The 19,607-nt window shown below is 70.7% G+C and carries 16 protein-coding genes and 1 pseudogene; 6 read left to right on the forward strand and 11 right to left on the reverse strand.

The window, feature by feature from the left end:
* Positions 1-353: pseudogene (locus OC490_RS41160) on the forward strand (immune inhibitor A); the annotation flags it as partial.
* Positions 354-419: 66 nt separating this feature from the next.
* Here the strand turns inward: OC490_RS41160 and OC490_RS41165 are convergent.
* The 9 genes from OC490_RS41165 to OC490_RS41205 all read right to left on the reverse strand — a co-directional run bounded on the left by OC490_RS41165 (position 420) and on the right by OC490_RS41205 (position 8,715).
* On the reverse strand, positions 420-1,607 hold the full coding sequence (locus OC490_RS41165) for a glycoside hydrolase family 64 protein (protein ID WP_262063166.1): 1,188 nt from the start codon (positions 1,605-1,607) through the stop codon (positions 420-422).
* Between the two features lie 164 nt (positions 1,608-1,771).
* On the reverse strand, positions 1,772-2,527 hold the full coding sequence (locus OC490_RS41170; protein WP_262063167.1) for a dienelactone hydrolase family protein: 756 nt from the start codon (positions 2,525-2,527) through the stop codon (positions 1,772-1,774).
* A gap of 102 nt (positions 2,528-2,629) precedes the next feature.
* Positions 2,630-3,250, reverse strand: a complete 621-nt coding sequence (locus OC490_RS41175) for an L-threonylcarbamoyladenylate synthase (RefSeq protein ID WP_262063168.1) — start codon at positions 3,248-3,250, stop codon at positions 2,630-2,632.
* Positions 3,251-3,432: 182 nt separating this feature from the next.
* A complete protein-coding gene (locus OC490_RS41180) occupies positions 3,433-4,659 on the reverse strand; it encodes a cytochrome P450 family protein (RefSeq protein ID WP_262063169.1) in 1,227 nt (408 codons plus the stop codon).
* Positions 4,656-5,873: a cytochrome P450 gene (locus OC490_RS41185; RefSeq protein ID WP_262063170.1), complete on the reverse strand. Its 1,218-nt coding sequence runs from the start codon at positions 5,871-5,873 to the stop codon at positions 4,656-4,658. Before OC490_RS41185 ends, OC490_RS41180 begins: the two co-directional genes overlap by 4 nt.
* Positions 5,870-6,478, reverse strand: coding sequence for a GTP-binding protein (locus OC490_RS41190; protein ID WP_262063171.1), 609 nt, complete (start codon positions 6,476-6,478; stop codon positions 5,870-5,872). Before OC490_RS41190 ends, OC490_RS41185 begins: the two co-directional genes overlap by 4 nt.
* Positions 6,450-6,812 (reverse strand): DUF742 domain-containing protein, encoded by a 363-nt coding sequence (locus OC490_RS41195; protein ID WP_262063172.1) that lies wholly within the window; start codon positions 6,810-6,812, stop codon positions 6,450-6,452. The genes OC490_RS41190 and OC490_RS41195 overlap by 29 nt, the downstream gene beginning before the upstream one ends.
* A complete protein-coding gene (locus tag OC490_RS41200) occupies positions 6,809-7,231 on the reverse strand; it encodes a roadblock/LC7 domain-containing protein (RefSeq protein WP_262063173.1) in 423 nt (140 codons plus the stop codon). The genes OC490_RS41195 and OC490_RS41200 overlap by 4 nt, the downstream gene beginning before the upstream one ends.
* Positions 7,228-8,715 carry a sensor histidine kinase gene (locus OC490_RS41205; protein WP_262063174.1) on the reverse strand — a complete coding sequence of 496 codons (1,488 nt, stop codon included), beginning with the start codon at positions 8,713-8,715 and terminating at the stop codon, positions 7,228-7,230. Before OC490_RS41205 ends, OC490_RS41200 begins: the two co-directional genes overlap by 4 nt.
* A gap of 421 nt (positions 8,716-9,136) precedes the next feature.
* On the opposite strand from OC490_RS41205, the gene OC490_RS41210 reads away from it, so the two are divergent.
* From OC490_RS41210 to OC490_RS41220, 3 genes are all read left to right on the forward strand, one after another.
* Positions 9,137-10,486 (forward strand): transaminase, encoded by a 1,350-nt coding sequence (locus tag OC490_RS41210; protein WP_262063175.1) that lies wholly within the window; start codon positions 9,137-9,139, stop codon positions 10,484-10,486.
* Positions 10,487-10,510: 24 nt separating this feature from the next.
* On the forward strand, positions 10,511-10,951 hold the full coding sequence (locus OC490_RS41215; RefSeq protein WP_262063176.1) for an Lrp/AsnC family transcriptional regulator: 441 nt from the start codon (positions 10,511-10,513) through the stop codon (positions 10,949-10,951).
* 94 nt (positions 10,952-11,045) lie between these two features.
* Complete coding sequence (locus tag OC490_RS41220) at positions 11,046-13,292, forward strand: MMPL family transporter (RefSeq protein WP_262063177.1); 2,247 nt, start codon at positions 11,046-11,048, stop codon at positions 13,290-13,292.
* A 3-nt stretch (positions 13,293-13,295) separates the two neighbouring features.
* Here OC490_RS41220 and OC490_RS41225 read toward each other — a convergent pair whose 3' ends face one another.
* A complete protein-coding gene (locus tag OC490_RS41225) occupies positions 13,296-14,399 on the reverse strand; it encodes a PP2C family protein-serine/threonine phosphatase (protein ID WP_410099244.1) in 1,104 nt (367 codons plus the stop codon).
* 44 nt (positions 14,400-14,443) lie between these two features.
* Positions 14,444-15,655, reverse strand: a complete 1,212-nt coding sequence (locus OC490_RS41230) for a beta-1,3-glucanase family protein (RefSeq protein WP_262063178.1) — start codon at positions 15,653-15,655, stop codon at positions 14,444-14,446.
* Between the two features lie 362 nt (positions 15,656-16,017).
* On the opposite strand from OC490_RS41230, the gene OC490_RS41235 reads away from it, so the two are divergent.
* Positions 16,018-18,438, forward strand: coding sequence for a GH92 family glycosyl hydrolase (locus tag OC490_RS41235; protein WP_262063179.1), 2,421 nt, complete (start codon positions 16,018-16,020; stop codon positions 18,436-18,438).
* Between the two features lie 223 nt (positions 18,439-18,661).
* Positions 18,662-19,552, forward strand: coding sequence for a GNAT family N-acetyltransferase (locus OC490_RS41240; RefSeq protein WP_262063180.1), 891 nt, complete (start codon positions 18,662-18,664; stop codon positions 19,550-19,552).
* Positions 19,553-19,607: the final 55 nt, after the last annotated feature.

Here is a 19,607-nt window from a genome sequence, read left to right on the forward strand (position 1 = left end):
GCACCGGTTCGTACAAGGCCTGGCTCGACGGCTACGGCTCGACCCACACCGACACCCTGTCCCAGTCGGTGACGGTCCCGAGCGGCTGCACGGGGACGACGTTCACCTTCTACCTGCACGTCGACACGGCGGAGACCAGCACCAGCACGGCTTACGACAAGCTGACGGTCACCGCCGGATCGACCACCCTGGCCACCTACTCGAACCTCAACGCGGCCAGTGGATATGTCGCGAAGTCCTTCAGTCTGTCGGCCTTCGCGGGGACCACGGTCGCGCTGAAGTTCAGCGGGGTCGAGGACTCCTCGCTCCAGACCAGCTTCGTGATCGACGACACCGCCGTCACGACCAGCTGATCCGCTCGACCTGTTCCGTCCGGCACCCCGCACGCGCCCCCAGGCGTGCGGGGTGTTCCGGTTTCCTCAGCTCAGCGGGTCCAGCGTCAGATAGGCCTGCTGCGGGTTCCCGTCGTTGACCAGCGACTCCTGGGCGCCGACGTCGTCGAACGCGAACGCGTACGCCTTGCCGTCCGCCATCTGTGCGTGGATCTTGCGGGCGTAGTGGTTGGTCACCACGTCCTGGTAGAAGTTCGCCGTGGTGGTGTCCGGCTGGTTGGGGTTGACCAGGAGCGTGGAGCGGTTGAAGCCCGCGCACAGTGTGCGTGAAATCGGGCCGCGCACCAGGTCGTTGGGTGCGTCGAGGTACTTGGCGCAGCCGAAGATGCTGGCCGCGTCGGGCTTCTGGAAGGTGGTGACGACCGCACCGGAGCTGTTGGTGAAGTTCATGACGTTGCCCGAGACCCGGCCGTAGTACTTGGTGTTCGGCTGGTCGGCGAACGGTGTCACGGTCAGGGTCGACGACGCGTACTTCGACCAGACGCGGTTGATGTAGTCGTCCATGACGGTGCTGGGCAGGGCGCCCGTCTCAATGCCGTACGTCGGTGAGAGCGCTCGCAGGACCGTTCCGTCCGACCGGGTCTGGATCAGGTTGGCCCAGCCGCCCGGCTGCCCGCGCAGCGCGTTGAAGAATCCTGTGTAGCCACCCGACTTGAGATGTCCGGTGCTGGCCGTGCTCCCGTCGGACCGCTGCACCCCGACCGCGTACGGTGCCGAGAACATGTCCACCTGGGTGCTGTTGATCCACAGCCCGGAGTCGTTCAGCGTGTACTCGGACCAGTTGAAGAGGATGTTGCGGTTCGGGTCGGTCGGGTTCTGCACGGCCGGCTGCACCAGGCCGCCGGTGGTCAGCTTGAACACCAGCTTCTGGCCGTAGGAGAAGTAGATGCGGCCCGAGAACTTGGGGATCCGGATGGTGGCGGACTGTCCGGCCGCCGGGCCCGCGATCGACGCGTCCGGTGCCGGGGTGGGCGGGTTGCCGCCGGCCGGCCAGGCGTGGAACGTACCGTTCGCGTCGGCCCAACCCTGTTGGCCGGTCGCGAGGTTGGTGCCGAGGTCGTAGATGTAGACCACGTCGCCGCGGCCCGAGTTGTTGGTGATCTTCAGCGGGATCGTGGCGGGCACCGCCGCGTCCGCCGTCAGCGGTGTGGCCAGCGCGAGCATCGTGGCCACCGCGGTCGCGGCGCCCAGTCGGCGCAGGATTCTGCCGAGCACTACTCACCTCCGTGTGGGGGGTGTACGAGAAATTGGTCCGTACCTGTGTGAGAGCGCTCTCAGAGTCGCGCCGAGCCGTGTGTGTGTCAATGAGTTGAACGAAAGGTGCCCACGGCAACTCGCTCCGTGGGCACCTGGGTTGAATCAGGAAACGCGGTCCTCGATCAGAAGGTGCGCTCCAGCAGGTCGAGCAGTGCGACCCAGTGACGCTCGTCGGCCTCCGCGTTGTACGACGACGTGTCGGCCTGCGTGTAGCCGTGCTGCGCGCCCGGATAGACCTCGCAGCGGTGCCGGACGCCCGCCGCGGTGAGCGCGTCGTCGAACCGCTTGATCTGGTCCTCGGGCAGCGAGGAGTCCTGGTCGGCGTGGCCGAAGTACAGCTCGGCGGTGATGTGTTCGGCGGCCAGGTGCGGACTGTTCGCGTCGTCGGTGGCCAGTCGCCCGCCGTGGAAGCCGCCCACCGCCGCCACCCGGTCCGGGTAGGCGCCGGCGGTGTAGAGCGCGAGCCGGGCGCCCATGCAGTACCCGGTGATCGCGACCGGCCCGTCGGCGACCACGGGGGACTCGGCCAGCCAGCGCAGATAGGCACCGGCGTCCCGCTCGACCAGGTCGGGCGTCAGCCCCATGATCAGCGGGCCGACCTTCTGGAAGATGTCCGGCCGTGCCTCGGGATCGATGAACTCCGGCAACTCGACCACGGGCGCGCGACCGTGCCGGTAGAACACGTTCGGTACGAGGACCGTGTAACCGGCCTCGGCCAGCCGGTCGGCCATCGACTTCAGGTGCGGACGCAGTCCGAAGGCGTCCTGGTAGAGCAGCACGGCCGGACGGGGGAGCTCGTCGCCGGGATGCACCAGATAGGCGTCGGCGATGCCGTCCTCGGTGGAGATGTCCACGGCTGTGCCCTGTACGGCGGTCATGGCGGGGGTGCCTCCCAGCGGATCGGCGCCGGGCCGGCTGCCGGCCCGGCGCGGCGTGTTCCGATCATCGTGGCACGCCCGATCGGGGCCCCGCCGCCGGGGTCACTCGAAGCGCGAGACGTCCCCCGCACCCTTGCGGACGATCTCCACCTCGCCGCTGGAGAAGTCGATGACGGTCGTCGGTTCCGTGCCGCAGTCCCCGGAGTCGAGCACCGCGTCCACCACGTGGTCGAGCCGGTCCTTGATCTCCCAGCCCTGGGTCATCGGCTCCTCCTCGTCGGGCAGGAGCAGAGTGCTGGACAGCAGCGGCTCACCCAGTTCGGCCAGCAGCGCCTGGGTGACGACATGGTCGGGGATGCGCACGCCCACGGTCTTCTTCTTCGCGTTCAGCAACTGGCGCGGCACCTCCCTCGTCGCCGGGAGGATGAAGGTGTAACTGCCGGGCGTGGACGCCTTGATGGCCCGGAACACGTCGTTGTCGATGTGCACGAACTGGCCCAGCTGGGCGAAGTTCTGGCACACCAGCGTGAAGTGGTGCCGGTCGTTCAGCTGCCGGATCGTACGGATCCGCTCCATGCCGTCACGGTTGCCGAGCTGGCAGCCCAGCGCGTAGCAGGAGTCGGTCGGATACGCGATCAGCGCACCCGACCGCACACTGTCCGCGACCTGCGAGATGGTGCGAGGCTGTGGGTTGTCCGGGTGCACGTCGAAGTACTTGGCCACCCGCCGAGCTTATGCCGTACGGCCGCGGGTCGCCGCGCGGGCCCTCGCGTCGCCCGATTCGCACGGGCGTACCCCGGCGAAACCGGGGAAGCCGACAAGTGCGCTCGGGGCTCTCCCCCGAACCCGGGCAGCACGGCTCCGCCGGCGGCTCCCCTCCGAGGCCGCGGCGGAGCCGTTCCGGTTCAGCCGTGCAGGCGTACCGGGATCTCCTGCCAGCCGAAGGCGATGAAGGACGGCACCTGGCGCAGGGTGTCCGCGTCGACGGCGAGGCGGGCGTCCGGGAAGCGGTCGAAGAACGCGGGAAGCGCCGTGAGAGCCTCCACGCGGGCGAGCGGCGCGCCGATGCAGCGGTGCACGCCGATGCCGAAGGACAGGTGGTCGTCGGCCCCACGGGCCGCGTCGAAGACGTCCGCGTCGGGGCCGTAGTGCGCGGGGTCGAGCCCGGCCGCCGCGTACGTGGTGATGATGGCGTCCCCGGCCGGGACGGTGATGTCGCCGACGGTGAGGTCACTGACCGCGAACCGGAGCGGCAGCGAGGCGATGGACGGGTGGACGCGCAGGGTCTCGTCCACGACCGCGTCCCAGGTGATCTTCCCGGAGCGTACGTCCGCGAGCTGCTCGGGGCGCTTGAGCAGGGCGACGATCGCGTTGCCGATGAGGTTGACCGTCGTCTCGAAGCCCGCGCCGATCACCAGCAGCAGCGTGTACAGCAGTTCCTCGTCGCTGAGCCGGTCGCCGTCCTCGTCGCGCACCCGGATCAGTTCGGTGGTGAGGTCGTCGCCGGGGTGCTCACTGCGGTGGGCGATCAGCGCGGGCAGCACGGTGCCGATCTGCTGCTGGACGAAGGCCGCGTGCTCCGGGGACGGGTCGGAGGTGTCCATGATGGCCGCGATCAGCCGCCCGGTGTCGGCCACCAACTCGTCCGGTACGCCGAAGAGTTCACAGATGATCCGCATCGGCAGGGGCTGGGCGAGGGCGGCCCTGATGTCGACCGCCCCGGTCTCGACGGCCGCCACCGCGTCGAGCAGCTCCGCCGTGATCGTCTCCACCCGGGCCCGCATCGCCTCGGTGCGCCGGTGCGTGAAGCTCGGCGCCACGAGCTTGCGCAGGCGGGTGTGGTCGGCACCGTACGTGGAGAGCATGTTGATGACGCCGATCCAGCCCAACACCCAGCCCCAGGAGGGGTGTTCGCCCATCTCGGGCCACAGTCGCCAGTGCAGCCGGGGGTCCCTGCTGACCCGCGGGTCGAGGATCAGTTCCTTCAGGACGTCGTAGCCGGTGGGCGCCCAGGCGGGGATGCCGCCGGGCAGTTCGACGGGCACGATCGGACCGAGGGCACGCAGCTTGGCGCTCTCTGCTGCCATGTCGGCGCCGAACGGGTCGAGGACGATGCGGTCGGACACGGTCACGACGGGTCTCCTGGCTGGTCGGGGGAGCGGGGGCTGAACCGGACGGGCAGCGACGTGAGCGAGCGGTGGAAGGGACCGGGCCGCCAGGTCAACTGCTCACGTGCTACGACGGGTTCGAGGTCGGGCAGCCACAGGGTGAGCCGTTCGATCGCCTCCGTCGCGATGAGCAGCGTGTGCCGCTTGACCGGGCAGGCGTGCGGACCCGCCGACCACGACAGGTGCGAGGCGTCCTTGGGATGCCGGCCGCTGACGACCTCCTGCTCGGCGAAGTGCGCGAGCGCGCCGTACGAGACGACGACCGGTATCGCCGGTCTGATCCACGTGCCGTGGAACGTGACGGGCGAACGGGCGTAGTGGATCCCGTAGTTGGCGAGCGGGGTCTCGTGGTGCAGGACCTCTACCACGGCGTCCATGACCGGGCGGGCGCCACTGGTCAGCGTGGAGTAGTAGACCGAGGTGCCGAGGATGCGGGACAGGGCGTTGGACACCAGGTTCGCGGTCGGCTCGTGCCCCGCGCCCAGGGTGAGGAACACCTGCCAGGCGACCTCCTCCGGATTCAGCCCGGCCGGATGGTCAAGGAGCCAGCTCGTCAGGTCGTCGCCGCGTGACGTCGCCTTGGCGGCGATGAGTTCGAGGACGTAGCCGCCGAACTCGGCCTCGCCCTCGGCCGCTTGGGCGCCGCCCTCGATCATCATACCCAGCGCCCGGTCCAGCCGCTCGCTCTGGCTGTCGGGCAGTCCGAACAGGCTGTTGAAGACCAGCGCCATCAGCGGCCGGGCGAACTCGCCCACCAGATCGGCCTGTCCGCGCGGCCCGATCCGGCTCACCAGCACATGCACCGCCCGGTGCACCCGGTCCCGCAGGTCGTGCGGCTCGATCCGGTCGAAGGCGTCGATCAGCGAAGCACGGTAGCGGACATGCGCGGCGCCGTCCGCGAACAGGGAGTTGGGCCGCCAGCGCATCATCCCGAGGACCGGTGAGTCCTCGGCGACGGTCGACTCCCACGGCCGGGGATCGTGCGAGAACGTGACGGTGTCGCGCAGCAGCTCCAGCGCGGCCCGCCGCTCGGTGACGACGTACGCCGGTACGCCCGGGGCGAGTTCGGCCCAGCCGACCGGCCCCTGGGCGCGCAGGGCGGCGTAGTAGTCGTAGGGATCCAGCGCGAAGCCGTCCTCCCACAGCCGGACGGGTCGGGTGGGGGAAGAAGTGGTCACCGGTGCTCCGGGGGGTCGCGGTCGATCAGGTGCTGGACCAGGGCGAGCAGCGCGTCGATCGAGGAGTTCGCGTCCCGGGCGTCGCAGGTCACCAGCGGGGTGTCGGGTGCCAGATCCAGGGCGGCGCGCAGCTGTTCGTCGGTGTGGTGCCGGGGCGCGTCCGGGAAGGTGTTGAAGGCGACGCCGTACGGCAGCCCGCTCTCCTCGACCAGACCGAGCATGTCGAAGGAGGCGTCGATGCGGCGGCTGTCGACCAGGACCAGCGCCCCGAGCGCGCCGTGGGCGATGTCCTCCCACAGGGCCCGGAACCGCTCCTGCCCGGGCGTTCCGAAGAGGTACAGCACGATCCCGCCCGGGAGGCTGAGCCGCCCGAAGTCGATGGCGACGGTCGTCGTCGACTTCTCCCGCACCCCGTCGAGATCGTCCACGTGGACGGACGCCTCGGTCAACCGCTCCTCGGTGTGCAGCGGCCGGATCTCCGACACCGAGTCGATCAGGGTCGTCTTGCCCACCCCGAACGGACCGGCGATCAGGATCTTCACCAACTCCTTGGCGGTGTCCGGCAGATGGATGCCGCTAGTCGTGCTTGAGGGCGCGTAGGCCATCGGCCACTCTCTTCAGCAGGTCGGGGTCGAAGCGTTCGGCGGGCGGGATCGGGGCGCGGGCGAGCACCAGGTTCAGGTCGAGGAGACCGGCGGCGAGGACCCGAACGGCGGACACCGGCAGTTCGAGCAGGGCCGCCGCCTCCAGTACCGTCAGCGAACCGCCGTACAGCGCGTCCAGCAGGGCGAGTTGAGCCGCGGGCAGCCCGGCCGGTACGGGCTCGCCGCTGCCGGAGAGCACCGTCAGCCGTTCCAGTTGCGGACGGCTCGGCCGGGCCACTCCGCCGGTCGACAGATACGCGGGGACCAGAGGACGGCCGCCGCGGCGACCCGTCATGCCGACGTGCCGCCGTCAACTCCCCGCGGAGCGGCGGCCATCGCCTTCTCGCCCAGCCGCGCCACCTGCGAGTGCACCCGGTGCGCGAGCAGGTCGAGACGCACCTCGGTGTCGCCGTAGGCCGCCACACAAGTCCCGTGATCCGTGGGGACGATGAGCACATACCCGTGGTCCGACTCGATCACCACCTGGCGGATCTCGGCGTCCTCCCGGTCGGCGAACGCCGCCGCGGCGGTACGGCACGCCCCCTGCACCGTGCTGGTGATCGCGGCGACCCGCTCGCCCGAGGCCTGGGACAGCGCGTCGGTGTACCCCCGCACCAGCCCGTCCCGGGTCAGCAGCACTGCGGCCACCACATGCGGCACCTCCAGGATCGGATCGAGCACCCACGCCGTGTCGCCCCCATCGCGGCTGATCATCTAGCCGCTCCCCCCTCGTAGTCGTTCCCGTGGTTCTTCTGATCGATGTCGCGCACCGCCGGCCGCGGTCCCGCGGACTCCTCCGTTACGGCGGTCCCGGCGCCCTCACTCGCGGCGCGCGCGGCGGCGGTGCCGGACTGGAGCGCGCCGAGCGCGGCGGCGGCCTGCTCCGGGCACCGTTCCGGCTGTGCCGGGGCGGTCTGCGTCTTCTGGGCGGCCGGGGCGTTCTGCGCGTTCGCGGCGGCGACCGCGGTGCGGCGGCGCCGTCGGGGGAGTCCGCCGACGTCGGGGACGGCCTGGTGCCCGGGCACGTCGGCCGCGACCTGTTCGTCACGCTCGGAGCCGTAGGAGTGGGTCGGTGCGGGTGCGGGTGCGGGTGCGGGTGCGGGCGCGCGGGTGGGAGCGGGGGCCCGACGGGTGGAGCGCGGGGCGCCCGCCGCGGGCGGCTGCCGCTCGGGGTCGATCCGGCTCAGGAGGTGGCTGTCGATGCGCAGGACCGCGCGGACACCGCCGTACGGGGAGGGCGAGGACACGTCGACACCGAGGTCGAACTGCCGGGTGAGGCGGCCGATCGCGGCGAACCCCATGCGCGGCGGATCGCCCAGGTCGGTGAGCAGGACCGGGTCGGTACCGGCCACCGTCCGCCGGGCGTGCTCGCGTTCGTCCGGGGTCATGCCCAGGCCGGCGTCGTCGACGGTGACGCAGACGCCGTGATGGACGTGCTCCAGGTTGACCACGACCTCGGTGTCCGGGGCGGAGTGCCGCAGCGCGTTGTCGAGGAGCTCGGCGACGATGATCGCGACCGGTTCGACGGCGTGCGAGACCAACGCGGTACCGGCTTCCAGGTGATTGTGCACCCGCACCCGGTGGTACCCGGCGAGCCGGGCCTGTCCGCCGGTCACCGCCTCCACGAGGTGCGAGTCCTCACGGGCGAGCCCGACCCAGGCCCCGCACACGACGGCCGTGACCTGCGCCCGGCGCAGCGACTGCTCGTTCTCGTGGTCCAGCATGAACAGGGTCTGCGTCAACTCCGGGTCGTCGTACCGCTGTTGGAGCGCCCGCAAGGCGTCCTGCAGGCGGTACAGCGCGGCCTGGATCTCCCGGGTGGCCCCGCGCATCCCGGCCTGCGCGGCGGCGTCGATACGGGTGCGCTGCGCGGTGAGTTCCGAACGCGCTGTGCTGAGCACGTTTTCGAGGGCGATCCCGAGGGGCGAACCGATGAACTGCGGCTGCGCCGGTCCCGGCACGGCCACCCGTGGATGCGTCAACTGCCGGGCGACGGCCGGAATCCGCTGGACGGCGAGATGCTCGACCTCGGCCTCCAACGCCGCCTGAACGCCGACCAGTCGGTCCCGCAGCTCCGTGATCTCCGCGCGCTGCAGGGCACGTTGACGCCGCGACCGCAGCAGTCCGGCGCCGAGCGCCAGTGCGGACAGCGTGCCGGCGGCGAGCACACCGGTCACCAGGTCCGGTAATTCGGTCATCGAATCGAGTCCAAGCGAAGTCGGGCAGGGCTGAGTTCGAACCCCTGAGGCGGGGTGCCCGGAGCACAGTACACACCGTCATCGACCGCTCTCGCACGGTGTAGCGGGAGTTCCCTCCGAAACTGACAGGCCTCTGTTCACTTCTGCGTCAAGTGTCTGAAATGGCTTGTGGAGAAAGGGAGTTGCGTTGGCGGGGTCGGTACATCAGGCACGCCCATCGGGCGGGACCTGTTCCACCCGTCGGCCGGGATCGGCGGTTCGGCGGGATCACCGCACGCTCGTTGATCCGACCCGGCCGCGCAGTGGAACGTGAACACGAATCGATCGTTGCGACAGCTGATTCCGCGGTGATCCCTTGCTGGTGCGGCACTATCGGTCGTATGGTCCGGACATTCCGTCGTCGACACCACCGGGGTATCCCATGGACCGCACTCGCCTCCAGGACCTGCTCGCCCGGGAGAGCGCCGAGGCCGAGCGGCGCAATCCGCGCTCGAAGGCCGCCTACGCCCGCGCCGAGCATCTCTTCGGGCGGGTGCCGATGACCTGGATGAACAAGACCGCCGGAGCCTTCCCCCGCTACCTCGACACCGCCCGGGGCGCCCGCGTCACCGACATCGACGGCCACGAGTACATCGACTTCAGCCTCGGCGACACCGGAGCCATGGCCGGCCACTCGCCCGCCGTGGTCGCGGAGGCGGTGCAGCGCCGGTTCGCCGAACAGGGCGGTGCCACGGCGATGCTGCCCACGGAGGACGCCGAGTGGGTCGGCGCGGAACTCACCCGCCGCTTCGGGCTTGCCCGTTGGAGCTTCTCGCTCACCGCGACCGACGCCAACCGCTGGGCGATCCGGCTGGCCCGGGCCGTCACCGACCGCCCCAAGATCCTGGTGAACAGCTACAGCTACCACGGCAGCGTCGACGAGTCGCTCATCGTCGTCGGACCCGACGGCCACGGCACCGCCCGCCCCGGCAACGTCGGCGCCCCCTGCGATGTCACGCTCACCAGCCGCGTCGCCGAGTTCAACGATCCCGCCCAGCTGGAACGGGAGTTGGCGCACGGCGACGTCGCCGCCGTCCTCATGGAACCCGCGCTCACCAACATCGGCATCGTGCTGCCCGAGCCCGGCTACCTGGCCGCCGTACGCGAACTCACCGCGCGCCACGGCACGTTGCTCATCATCGACGAGACCCACACCTTCTCCGCGGGACCGGGCGGCTGCACCGCCGCCTGGGACCTCGAACCCGACCTGCTCACCATCGGCAAGGCGATCGGCGGCGGCATCCCGGCCGGTGCCTACGGCCTCTCCGTCGAACTCGCCGACCGGCTGCTCGGCCGCGCCGACCTGGACCTGGTCGACATGGGCGGGGTCGGCGGCACCCTCGCGGGCAACGCGCTCTCCGTCGCCGCGATGCGCGCCACCCTCGAACACGTCCTGACCGACGAGGCGTTCGCCCACATGGCCAAGCTGTCCGAACGCTTCGCCGCCGGTGTGCAGGAGGGCATCGACGCCCACGCGCTGCCCTGGACGGTGAGCCGCCTCGGCGCCCGCAGCGAGTACCGCTTCGCGTCCCCGGCCCCGCGCACCGGCACCGAGTCCGAGGCGGCGGGCGACCCGGAGTTGGAGGACTTCCTGCACCTTTACCTCGCCAACCGGGGCATCCTGCTCACCCCGTTCCACAGCATGGCGCTCATGTGCCCCGACACCACCGAGCAGGACGTCGACACCCACACCCGGGTCTTCGCCGACGCGCTCGCCGAACTGGCGCACTGACACAGGGAGTTGGAGAACAAGCACGTGGACGACATCGACCGGGCCATCCTGCGCGAGCTGCAGACCGACGGACGGATCGCCTACGCCGACCTCGGACCGAAGGTCGGTCTGTCGGCGTCGGCCGCCCGGCAGCGGCTCCAACGCCTCCTGGATTCCAAGGCCGTTCAGGTCGTCGGGGTGACCGACCCGATGGCCATGGGCGGCCAGGCCATGGCCATGCTCGGCATCGAGGTGGACGGCGACCCGCGTACGGTCGCCGACGAACTCGCGCTGCGCGACGAGGTGGTGTACTCCGTGCTCACCTCCGGCGGCTTCGACCTGTTCGCGGAAGTGGTCACCCCGGGACCGCGCGACCTGCTGGACTTCGTCAACGACGTGGTGCGGCCGATCGAAGGGGTCAGGAGCGTCCGGTCGTTCCCGTACTTCGGCATCCACACCCACCGGTTCCTGTGGGACGTGGGGTGACCGGAGGCTGAGCGCGGGCCCGAGATGCCGTAGTGATCCCGTGGGCGTCTAATGGGGATGTCGGAAATGTCCCCTGGCGGAAAAGGCCGAGGTCATGACGCCCACGGATTCCAGTGCAGGGGGCAGCGGGACTACAGCCAAGGGGGTGCTGCGGCGGCTGGGGGAATGGTGTGCCCGGCACTTCGTGATCGTCATCGTCGGGTGGCTCGTCGCGCTGGCCGCGCTCCAGGTCCTCAACAGGTCCTTCGGGGGCGACTATTCGGACGACTTCTCGCTGTCCGGCGTACAGTCCCACCACGGTCAGCAGGTCCTGAAGGAACACGATCCGGCGGCCGGGGGCTATGGCAGCCAGATCGTCCTCCACGACAAGGACAAACCACTCACCTCACTGAGCTCGCAGATGTCCGAGACAGTCGGCGACCTGCAGAAACTCCCGCACGTCCTGTCGGTGCAGAACCCGCTGCCACAGCCCGGAACGCAGCCACCGACGTCCACCGGTCCGAACGTGGGCCCCCTGTCGTCCGACGCGAAGACCGGCTACATCACCATCCGCTTCGACGTCCAGCCGTCCACCCTGGGTGACGGCTACCTCCACGGCGTCGACACCTCCGTGAAACCGCTGCGCGCCGCCGGCGCCCAGGTCGAGTACGGCGGACCGCTCGGCGAACTCGCCCGGCCCGTCGCCGACGACCGGGTCAGCGAACTCATCGGGTTCGCCGTGGCGATCGTCGTCCTGCTGATCGGCTTCGGGAGTGTGATCGCCGCCGCGATGCCTCTGGTGACCGCGCTGATCAGCGTGATCGGCGGGCTCGCCTGCCTCGGACTGCTGGCGGCGGCGTTCACCTTCGCGACGGTGTCACCGACCCTCGCGACGATGATCGGCATCGGTGTCGGCATCGACTACGCCCTGTTCCTCATCACCCGTCACCGGCAGAACCTCATGAACGGCAGCGATCCCGTGCGCGCCGCCGGACAGGCCACCGCCACCAGCGGCCGGGCCGTCCTCGTCTCAGGCTGCACCGTGATCATCGCGCTCGCCGGACTCTTCGTGTCCGGCGTGCCCTTCATCGGCAAACTCGGACTCGCCGCCGCCGTGACGGTCGTGTCGGCGGTCATCGGCGCGCTCACCCTCGTGCCCGCCCTGCTCGGGCTCATCGGCAAGCGGATCGACCGCTACCGGGTCCGCCGCCCGGTCGCCGAGACCGACGCCGAGCCGGGCGCCGAACCCACGGGCACCTGGCACCGCTACGCGCAGCGCGTGGAACACCGGCCGTGGACCTTCCTCGCGGCGGGTGTTGCCGCGGTCGTCGTCCTCGCGATCCCGGTCTTCTCGATCCAGCTCGGGCACATCGGCGACGGCGCCGACCCCACCTCGTTCACCGACCGGCGCGCCTACGACCTGATGACCGACGCCTTCGGGCCGGGCTCCAACGGCCCGCTCACCGTCGTCATCGACCAGACGGGCGTCCCGTCCTCCCAGCGCCAGGACCTCACCACCCAGGCGCAGAAGACCCTCGACGGGGTGCAGGGCGCCGCCAAGGTCACCCCGCTGACGACCACCAAGGACGGGGACGTCCTGGTCGGCACGGTCTACTCCAAGCAGTCCCCGCAGAGCGCCGCCACCACCGACCTCACCAACCGGCTCGTCCACGACACCCTCCCGGACGCCGTCCACGGCACCGCCGCGAAGGGTTACGTCACCGGCACCACGGCCGCCCAGGTCGACTTCCGGGACATCGTGTCGAGCCGGCTGCCCCTGATCATCGGCGTGGTCGTGGCCCTGGCCTTCCTGATCATCCTCGCGGTGTTCCGCGGCCTGCTCGTCGCCCTCAAGGCCGCCGTCCTCAACGTGCTCTCGATCGCGGCCTCCTACGGCGTCGTCGTCGCCGTCTTCCAATGGGGCTGGGGCGGCCCGTCGTTGGGCGTCTCCGGCAAGGTCCCCATCGAGAGCTATGTCCCGATGATGATGTTCGCGATCATCTTCGGCCTGAGCATGGACTACGAGATCTTCCTGCTCTCCCGCGTCCACGAGGCCTGGCTGCGCACCGGCGACGCCGAGGCGTCGGTCGCGCACGCCCTGGAGATCACCGCGCGGGTCATCACCTGCGCCGCGCTGATCATGGTGAGCGTCTTCGCGGCCTTCGTCCTCAGCGACAACATCGTGGTCAAGATGCTCGGCCTCGGCCTGGCCGTCAGTGTCCTCATCGACGCCACGGTCGTACGGCTGCTGATGGTGCCCGCCGTCATGACCCTGCTGGGCCGGCACGCCTGGTGGACGCCCCGGTTCCTGGACCGGATCCTGCCGCACATCGACGCGGAGGGGGAGCAGGAGGCGAGGTGAACGTCAGTCGTCCGGTGTCAGGACGAGCATGGTGACGTCGTCCCGGATCTCCTCCGAGTGCCGCAGCACATCGGCCCACACCCGCTCCGCCAGATCGGCCGAGTCCCCGTCGGCGAGCGCGCCCAGCCGGCCGGTGAAGGGATAGAAGGCACCGGAGGCGTCCCGGGCCTCCCACACCCCGTCGGACGCCAGGAACAGCCGGTCCCCGGGCAGCAGCGGCACGGTGACCGCGCCGAGCGGCCCCGAGTCGGCCAGACCGAGACCGAGCGGCGTCCACGGCATGATGTCGATCTCCGTGACCCGCCCCGCGCGCAGCAACACCGGAGCCGGATGCCCGCACGCGACGATCCGCACCGCCCGCGCGTCCGCCGAGAACTCCAGCAGTACGGCCGTGGCGAACAACTCCGCGTGCGGCGACCGCGCGGAATCCACCACCAGCCTGCGGTCGAGCCGCGCCGCCACCGACGCCAGCTCCGGCCGGTCGAGCACCGCCTCCCGGAACGCCCCCAGCAGCGAAGCCACCGTCGCCACGGCCGACAGCCCGTGCCCCTGGACATCCCCCATCACCGCGCGCACCCCGAACGGCCCGTCCCGCACGTCGAAGAAGTCACCCCCGACCAGCGTCCCGCGCTGCGCCGCCCGGTACAGCCCCGCACACCGCACCCGCCCCACCCGCTCCGGCAACGGCGGCACGACGGCCCGCTGCGCGGCCTCGGCGACCGTGCGCTCCAGATCGAGCTGGGCGTCGCGACGGCTCCGTACGAACGAGATGAACACGCTCAGCAACGCCACGAAGCAGATGGTCAACAGGTCCGTACTGCCCGGATCGTTGAGGTGGAAGGCCGGAACGGTCAGCAGTGCGACGCTGAGCCCGCCGAAGAGCACCGTCGCCACCGGACCGTACGACAGACCGGCCAGCGGCGGAATGGCACCCAGCACAAAGCCGATGTCCAGCGGGTTCGGGCTCACCAGCGTCGCCACGCCCACACCGACGACCAGCACACCCGGCAGCACCCGCACCCACCGCGGCGCCGGCGCGCCCCGCAGCCAGCCTCGCCGGGCCGGCTCCCGGTTCCGGCGCGCCACCAGACCCCGCACCTTTCCCACACCACCACGCTCCTACGGCGGGACCGGCCCCGCACGCCGAGCGCCTAGAACGGCGTGAGCGTCAGCCGTATCCCCGTCGGTGCCGTGTCCTGCACGTACGACGCGAAGTCCGCCACGTCGTCGAAGGCGAAGCCGTACGCCTTGCCGTCGGCGGTGGCCGCGTGGACCGCCTTCGCGTAGTGGTTCGTGAGGTCGGTGCCGTAGAACGCCGAAGCGTCGGTGGTGGGCTGGGCGGGGTCGGACAGGAGCGTGGAGCGGTTGAAGCCCGCGCCGAGGACGGCCGCGACCGGGCCCGTGGTGCCGTCGTTCGGGGCGGCCAGGTTGCCGTCGCAGAACAGCACGTCCCGGGTCGACGGCTTCGCGAACGAGACCGGGGCGGGGCCGGTGAAGGCGAACCGGTCGGCGCGCACCCGCCCGGTGAAGGCGCCCGCGTCGGTGGTGACGGTGAGGTCCCTGCCGGTGTAGGCGCTCCACACCTCGTCGACGTACGGCGCGAAGTAGTCCGCGGCGAACAGTCCCGCGTCCAGTCCGTGTCCCGGTGCGATGACCCGGGTGTCGGACACGACGAGCGGAGCGAACGCCTCGACCTGCCGCACCGCGGCGAACACCGACGCCCGCCCGCCGTCGCGCAGTGTGCCCGTCGTCTGGTCCTGCGCGCCGGTCAGCCGGATGCTCAACGGCACGCTGAACATGTCGACCATCGTCGTGTTGCAGAACATGCCCGCCGCGTTGTGCGTGAACTCGGCGCAGTCGTGCAGGACTTCGTAGTTGGGGTCGGAGGTCACCCAGCCGGCCGGGTACTGGAGCGCCGGGTCGCCATTGCCGTCCGCCACGGCCTTGAACTTGAGCTTCGCGCCGAGGGAGACGTAGATGCGGCCCGACAGGTACGGCAGCGAAATCGTCGTCTCCGCACCGGAGTCGAGACTGATCGCGTAGTCCGTGAAGCCGTCGGCGCCGTTGTCCGAGAGCGCTATCGGAGCCGGCGTTCCGTCGGGGGTCACCCGCACTTGTCTGCCGTCCACGTTGCCGACGATGTAGACGTGCACGTTCGCGTTGTCGAACGAACCGCTGTTGTTGACCAGCGTCAGCGGAAGCCCGCCGGCCCGATCGGCGCTCGTCTCCATGGACTTGGTGTCCGCGAGGGCGTGCGGTGCCAGCGCGGCGAGTGCGGGCGCGGCCACCGCGGCGCCTCCGAGCGCGAAGAGGAGTTTGCGGCGGCCGAGCGTGCGCTGATGGCGGGGGGTCGGGGGAGTCATGTGGGGGGCCTCCGGGCGAGTCGGGCCGTTCGGAGCGGACGGTGCCGACGCTTTGAGAGCGCTCTCACAGCGTGCGTCGACACCGCCGCCGGGGCCTGATATTACGCACGACCGCTGCCTCGGCCAACGGGTCGGGGAGAAGTCGCCACCGCGCTGACCTGCGAGAACGAGGAAGGATGGGTGGCTTAATCCGTGCTTAAGGACCACTTAAGCGCCCGGCGAAGCGTTCACCCGCGCTTCATCACCTGTACCCGGGTGCCTCTTCCCTCCCATCGCGCGGCCTCCTAGCCTCACGACGCCCCATGTCTCTTCGGCCTGTGTCTTCGGCCCCCATGTCCCTTCCCCGAAAGGCGACTTGACGCATGCGTCACCAACTACTGGGCACGGCAAGGCGGTTCGGCGTCGGAGTCGCGGCCGTGGCGGTCACGACCGCGCTCGCCGCAGCCGCCCCCTTCCCCGCCCTCGCCGCGGCGACCGGCACCTCCGGCGAGTTGTCCTCCCTCGTCGACCCGCTGATCGGATCCTCCAACGGCGGCAACACCTACCCCGGCGCCACCCTCCCGGGCGGCATGATCGCCTGGTCCCCGACCAGCACCACCGGCGACCAGACCAGCACCGGAGCCGCCAACGGCTACGAGTACGGCGCCACCCGCGTCCGCGGCCTGAGCCTCACCCACGTCAACGGCGCCGGCTGCAACCCGGGCGCGGCGGGCGACGTACCGATCATGCCGTTCGTCGGCGACGTCACCTCGTCACCGTCTGCGGACACCAAGGACGCCGTCTACGCGTCCAACTTCGCGCACACCGACGAGAAGGCCACCCCCGGCCGCTACACCCTCGGCCTCGCCTCCGGCGCCACCGCCGACCTGGCCGTCAGCAAGCGCGCCGGAGTCGCCGACTTCACCTTCCCCGCCGACCGCCCGGCGAGCCTGCTCTTCCGCGTCTCCAACTCCCTCAACGGCAGCGAGGACGCACACGTCGACATCGACACCGACCACCGCAAGGTGACCGGCTGGGTCCTCACCGGGGCCTTCTGCGGGCGCCGCGCCAACGGCGGCGTCAACAACCGTAAGAGCTACTACCGGCTCTACTTCAGCGCCTCCTTCGACCGCGACTTCTCCTCGGTGGGCACCTGGCACGACAGCACGGTCTCACCCGGTTCGACGACCGCCTCCGGAGGCGAGGGGTACGCCACCGGCGCCGACCGCGCGGGACGCGGATCCGGCGGCTGGGTCGGCTTCGACACGGCGGCTGACAACGATGTCCACGTGCGGATCGGCATCTCCTACGTCAGCCTCTCCGGAGCCGAGACCAACCTCCGCCAGGAGATCGCCCCGCACGCGCGCGTGGCCGACGTGGCCCGGGCGGGCGCCCGCGCGTGGGACCGCGAACTGAGCACCGTGCGTGTCGACGGCGGCACCCCCGCCCGCCGCCAGACCTTTTACACGGCGCTCTATCACGCCCTCATGCAACCGAACCTGATCAGTGACACGGACGGCCGTTACTGGGGCATGGACCAGGCCGTCCACCGGCTGGCGCGCGGCCAGCGGGCGCAGTACAGCAACTTCTCGGGCTGGGACCAGTACCGCGCCCAGATCCAGCTGCTCGCGCTCCTGGAGCCCACCGTCGCGGGCGACTTCGCTCAATCGCTCTACAACTTCGCCCAGCAGAACGGCGGAGTCTGGGACCGCTGGGTGCACATCAGCGGCGCCACCCACGTGATGACGGGCGACCCGTCCGCCGCGACCCTGGCCACCTTCTACGCCATGGGCGTACGGAACTTCGACTACAAGGGCGCCTTCGACTCCCTCGTCCACCAGGCCACCGTGCCCAACCCGGACGAACTCTCGGACGCCGGCTGCCCCGGCCAGTGCGTGGGCCAACGCCCCAACCTGGCCCAGTACATGACCTCCCACTACGCCGCCCAGAACGCGTGCCACTGCTGGGGCGGCGCCGCCGAGACCCTGGAGGACGCCGTCGCCGACTCCGCCCTCGCGCAGTGGGCGACACTGCTGGGGCGGGCGCAGGAGGCGAAGGACTTCGAAGCGCGAGGCGCCTACTGGCGCAACGTCTTCAACCCCGCCACCGGCTACATCCAGGCCCGCAACCTCGACGGCACCTGGGTGACCCCGTTCAACCCGGCGAGCGACCTCGGTTTCGCCCAGGGCTCGGCCGCCGCCTACGTGTGGATGGTCCCGCAGGACGTGCGGGGCCTCGCCGAGGCGATGGGCGGACGCGAGACGGCCGTCACCCGGCTCGACGGGTTCTTCCACACGGCGGACGGGGCGTGGTCGGTCCGCGGCGGTGACGCGCTGCGCTACGACCCCACCAACGAGCCCGACATCCACGCTCCTTGGCTCTACAACTCCCTCGGCCTGCCCTGGAAGACGCAGGCCACGGTCCGCCAGATCCTCGACACCGCGTACGGCACCGGACCCAAGGGCCTGCCCGGCAACGACGACCTCGGCACCATGTCCGCCTGGTACGTCCTCTCCGCCCTCGGCATCTATCCGCGCACCCCGGGCAGCGCCGCCCTGCTGCTCGGCGCGCCGCTCTTCCCGAAGGCGGTCCTGGACCGGCCGGGCCGCACGGACATCGTCATCACCGCACCCGACGCCGACGACACCCACCCGTACGTCGACGCCGTACGCCTCGACGGCCGTGACCTCACCCGTTCCTGGACCGGCGCGGCCCTGACGCTGAAGGGCGGCAGGCTGGACTTCCGGCTCGCCACCGAGCCCGACACGAGCTGGGCGACCGACCCGGGACAACTGCCGAAGTGATCTGCACCGGCCCGGTGGAGTTCCGCTCCGCCGGGCCGGTCCGAAAAGCGTTGGACGCCTGGGAGCTCGATCCCCTAGCGTGCGCATGCACGCCATGAGACCAACGGAAGGAGGCGAGTGCCATGAGGCTCACAACACCCCAGCGCTCCCTCCCTGTTGACCCGGTGTGCCTCGACTGACCTGACCGGGAGCGCTTCACGCGGTACGCATCCCGGAGGAATCCATGACCGATCTGGTCATTCGCGCGCTCGACGAGAACGACGCGCACCTTTTCGACGCACTTCCCGACCCGCTCGGCGCCCGAGCCGAACACCGGCTGACGACCTGGCGTCCCGACTGGCAGCGGGTGGCCCTGCGTGACGGCACGGTCGTCGCGCGCGCCGCCTGGTGGGGCGGCCCCGACGACACCGAACCCCTCACCGTCGACTGCTTCGACCTGGCCGAGGGCGAGGAGGAGGCAGGCGCCGAACTCCTGCGTGACGCACCCTGGCGCGTCGACGTGGAACTGAACCTTCCTCCCGGCTGGCGCGACAGTCCCGAGACCCGTGCCGCCGCCGAAGCCCGCTTCACCGCCCTGCGCGCGGCCGGCTACGACCTCCTCGTCGAGCGGTTCATCTACCGATGGACCCCGGAGTGCGGCCTGCCCGAACGCCCCGGACGTCTCGACTTCGCCCCCGAACCCGACGACGCCGTGTTCTTCGACGCACTGCGCCGCATCCACTCCGTCACCCTCGACGCCCACGCCCAACGGGCCGTCCGCCAAGGGGGAGTCGAGCAGGCCGCACAGGAGGAGATGGACTTCTTCCGCTGGTGCCCGTCCCCGCGTGAGTGGTGGCAGGTGGCCCGCACCCCCGAGGGCGACCTCGCGGGTATCCACATCCCGGCCCACAACCCGACGGGCCCCTGCGTCGGCTTCATCGGAGTCGTACCGGAACAGCGCGGCCACGGCTACGCCCGCGACCTGCTGGCCGAGTGCACCCACTATCTCGCCGAGCGCGGCGCCGAGTTCATCGCCGCCGCCACGGACCAGGGCAACTTCCCGATGGCCGCGCACTTCGCAGCGGTCGGCTATCCGGTCATCCGCGAGCGCGCCAACTTCCAGTACGTCGAGTAGCCGCACCGGCCCGTAGCCGTGCGGGACAGTCGGCCCGGTACGTGATCCGTGCCGG

It is taken from the genome of Streptomyces sp. STR69, from assembly GCF_024519455.1.
Lineage (GTDB): Bacteria > Actinomycetota > Actinomycetes > Streptomycetales > Streptomycetaceae > Streptomyces.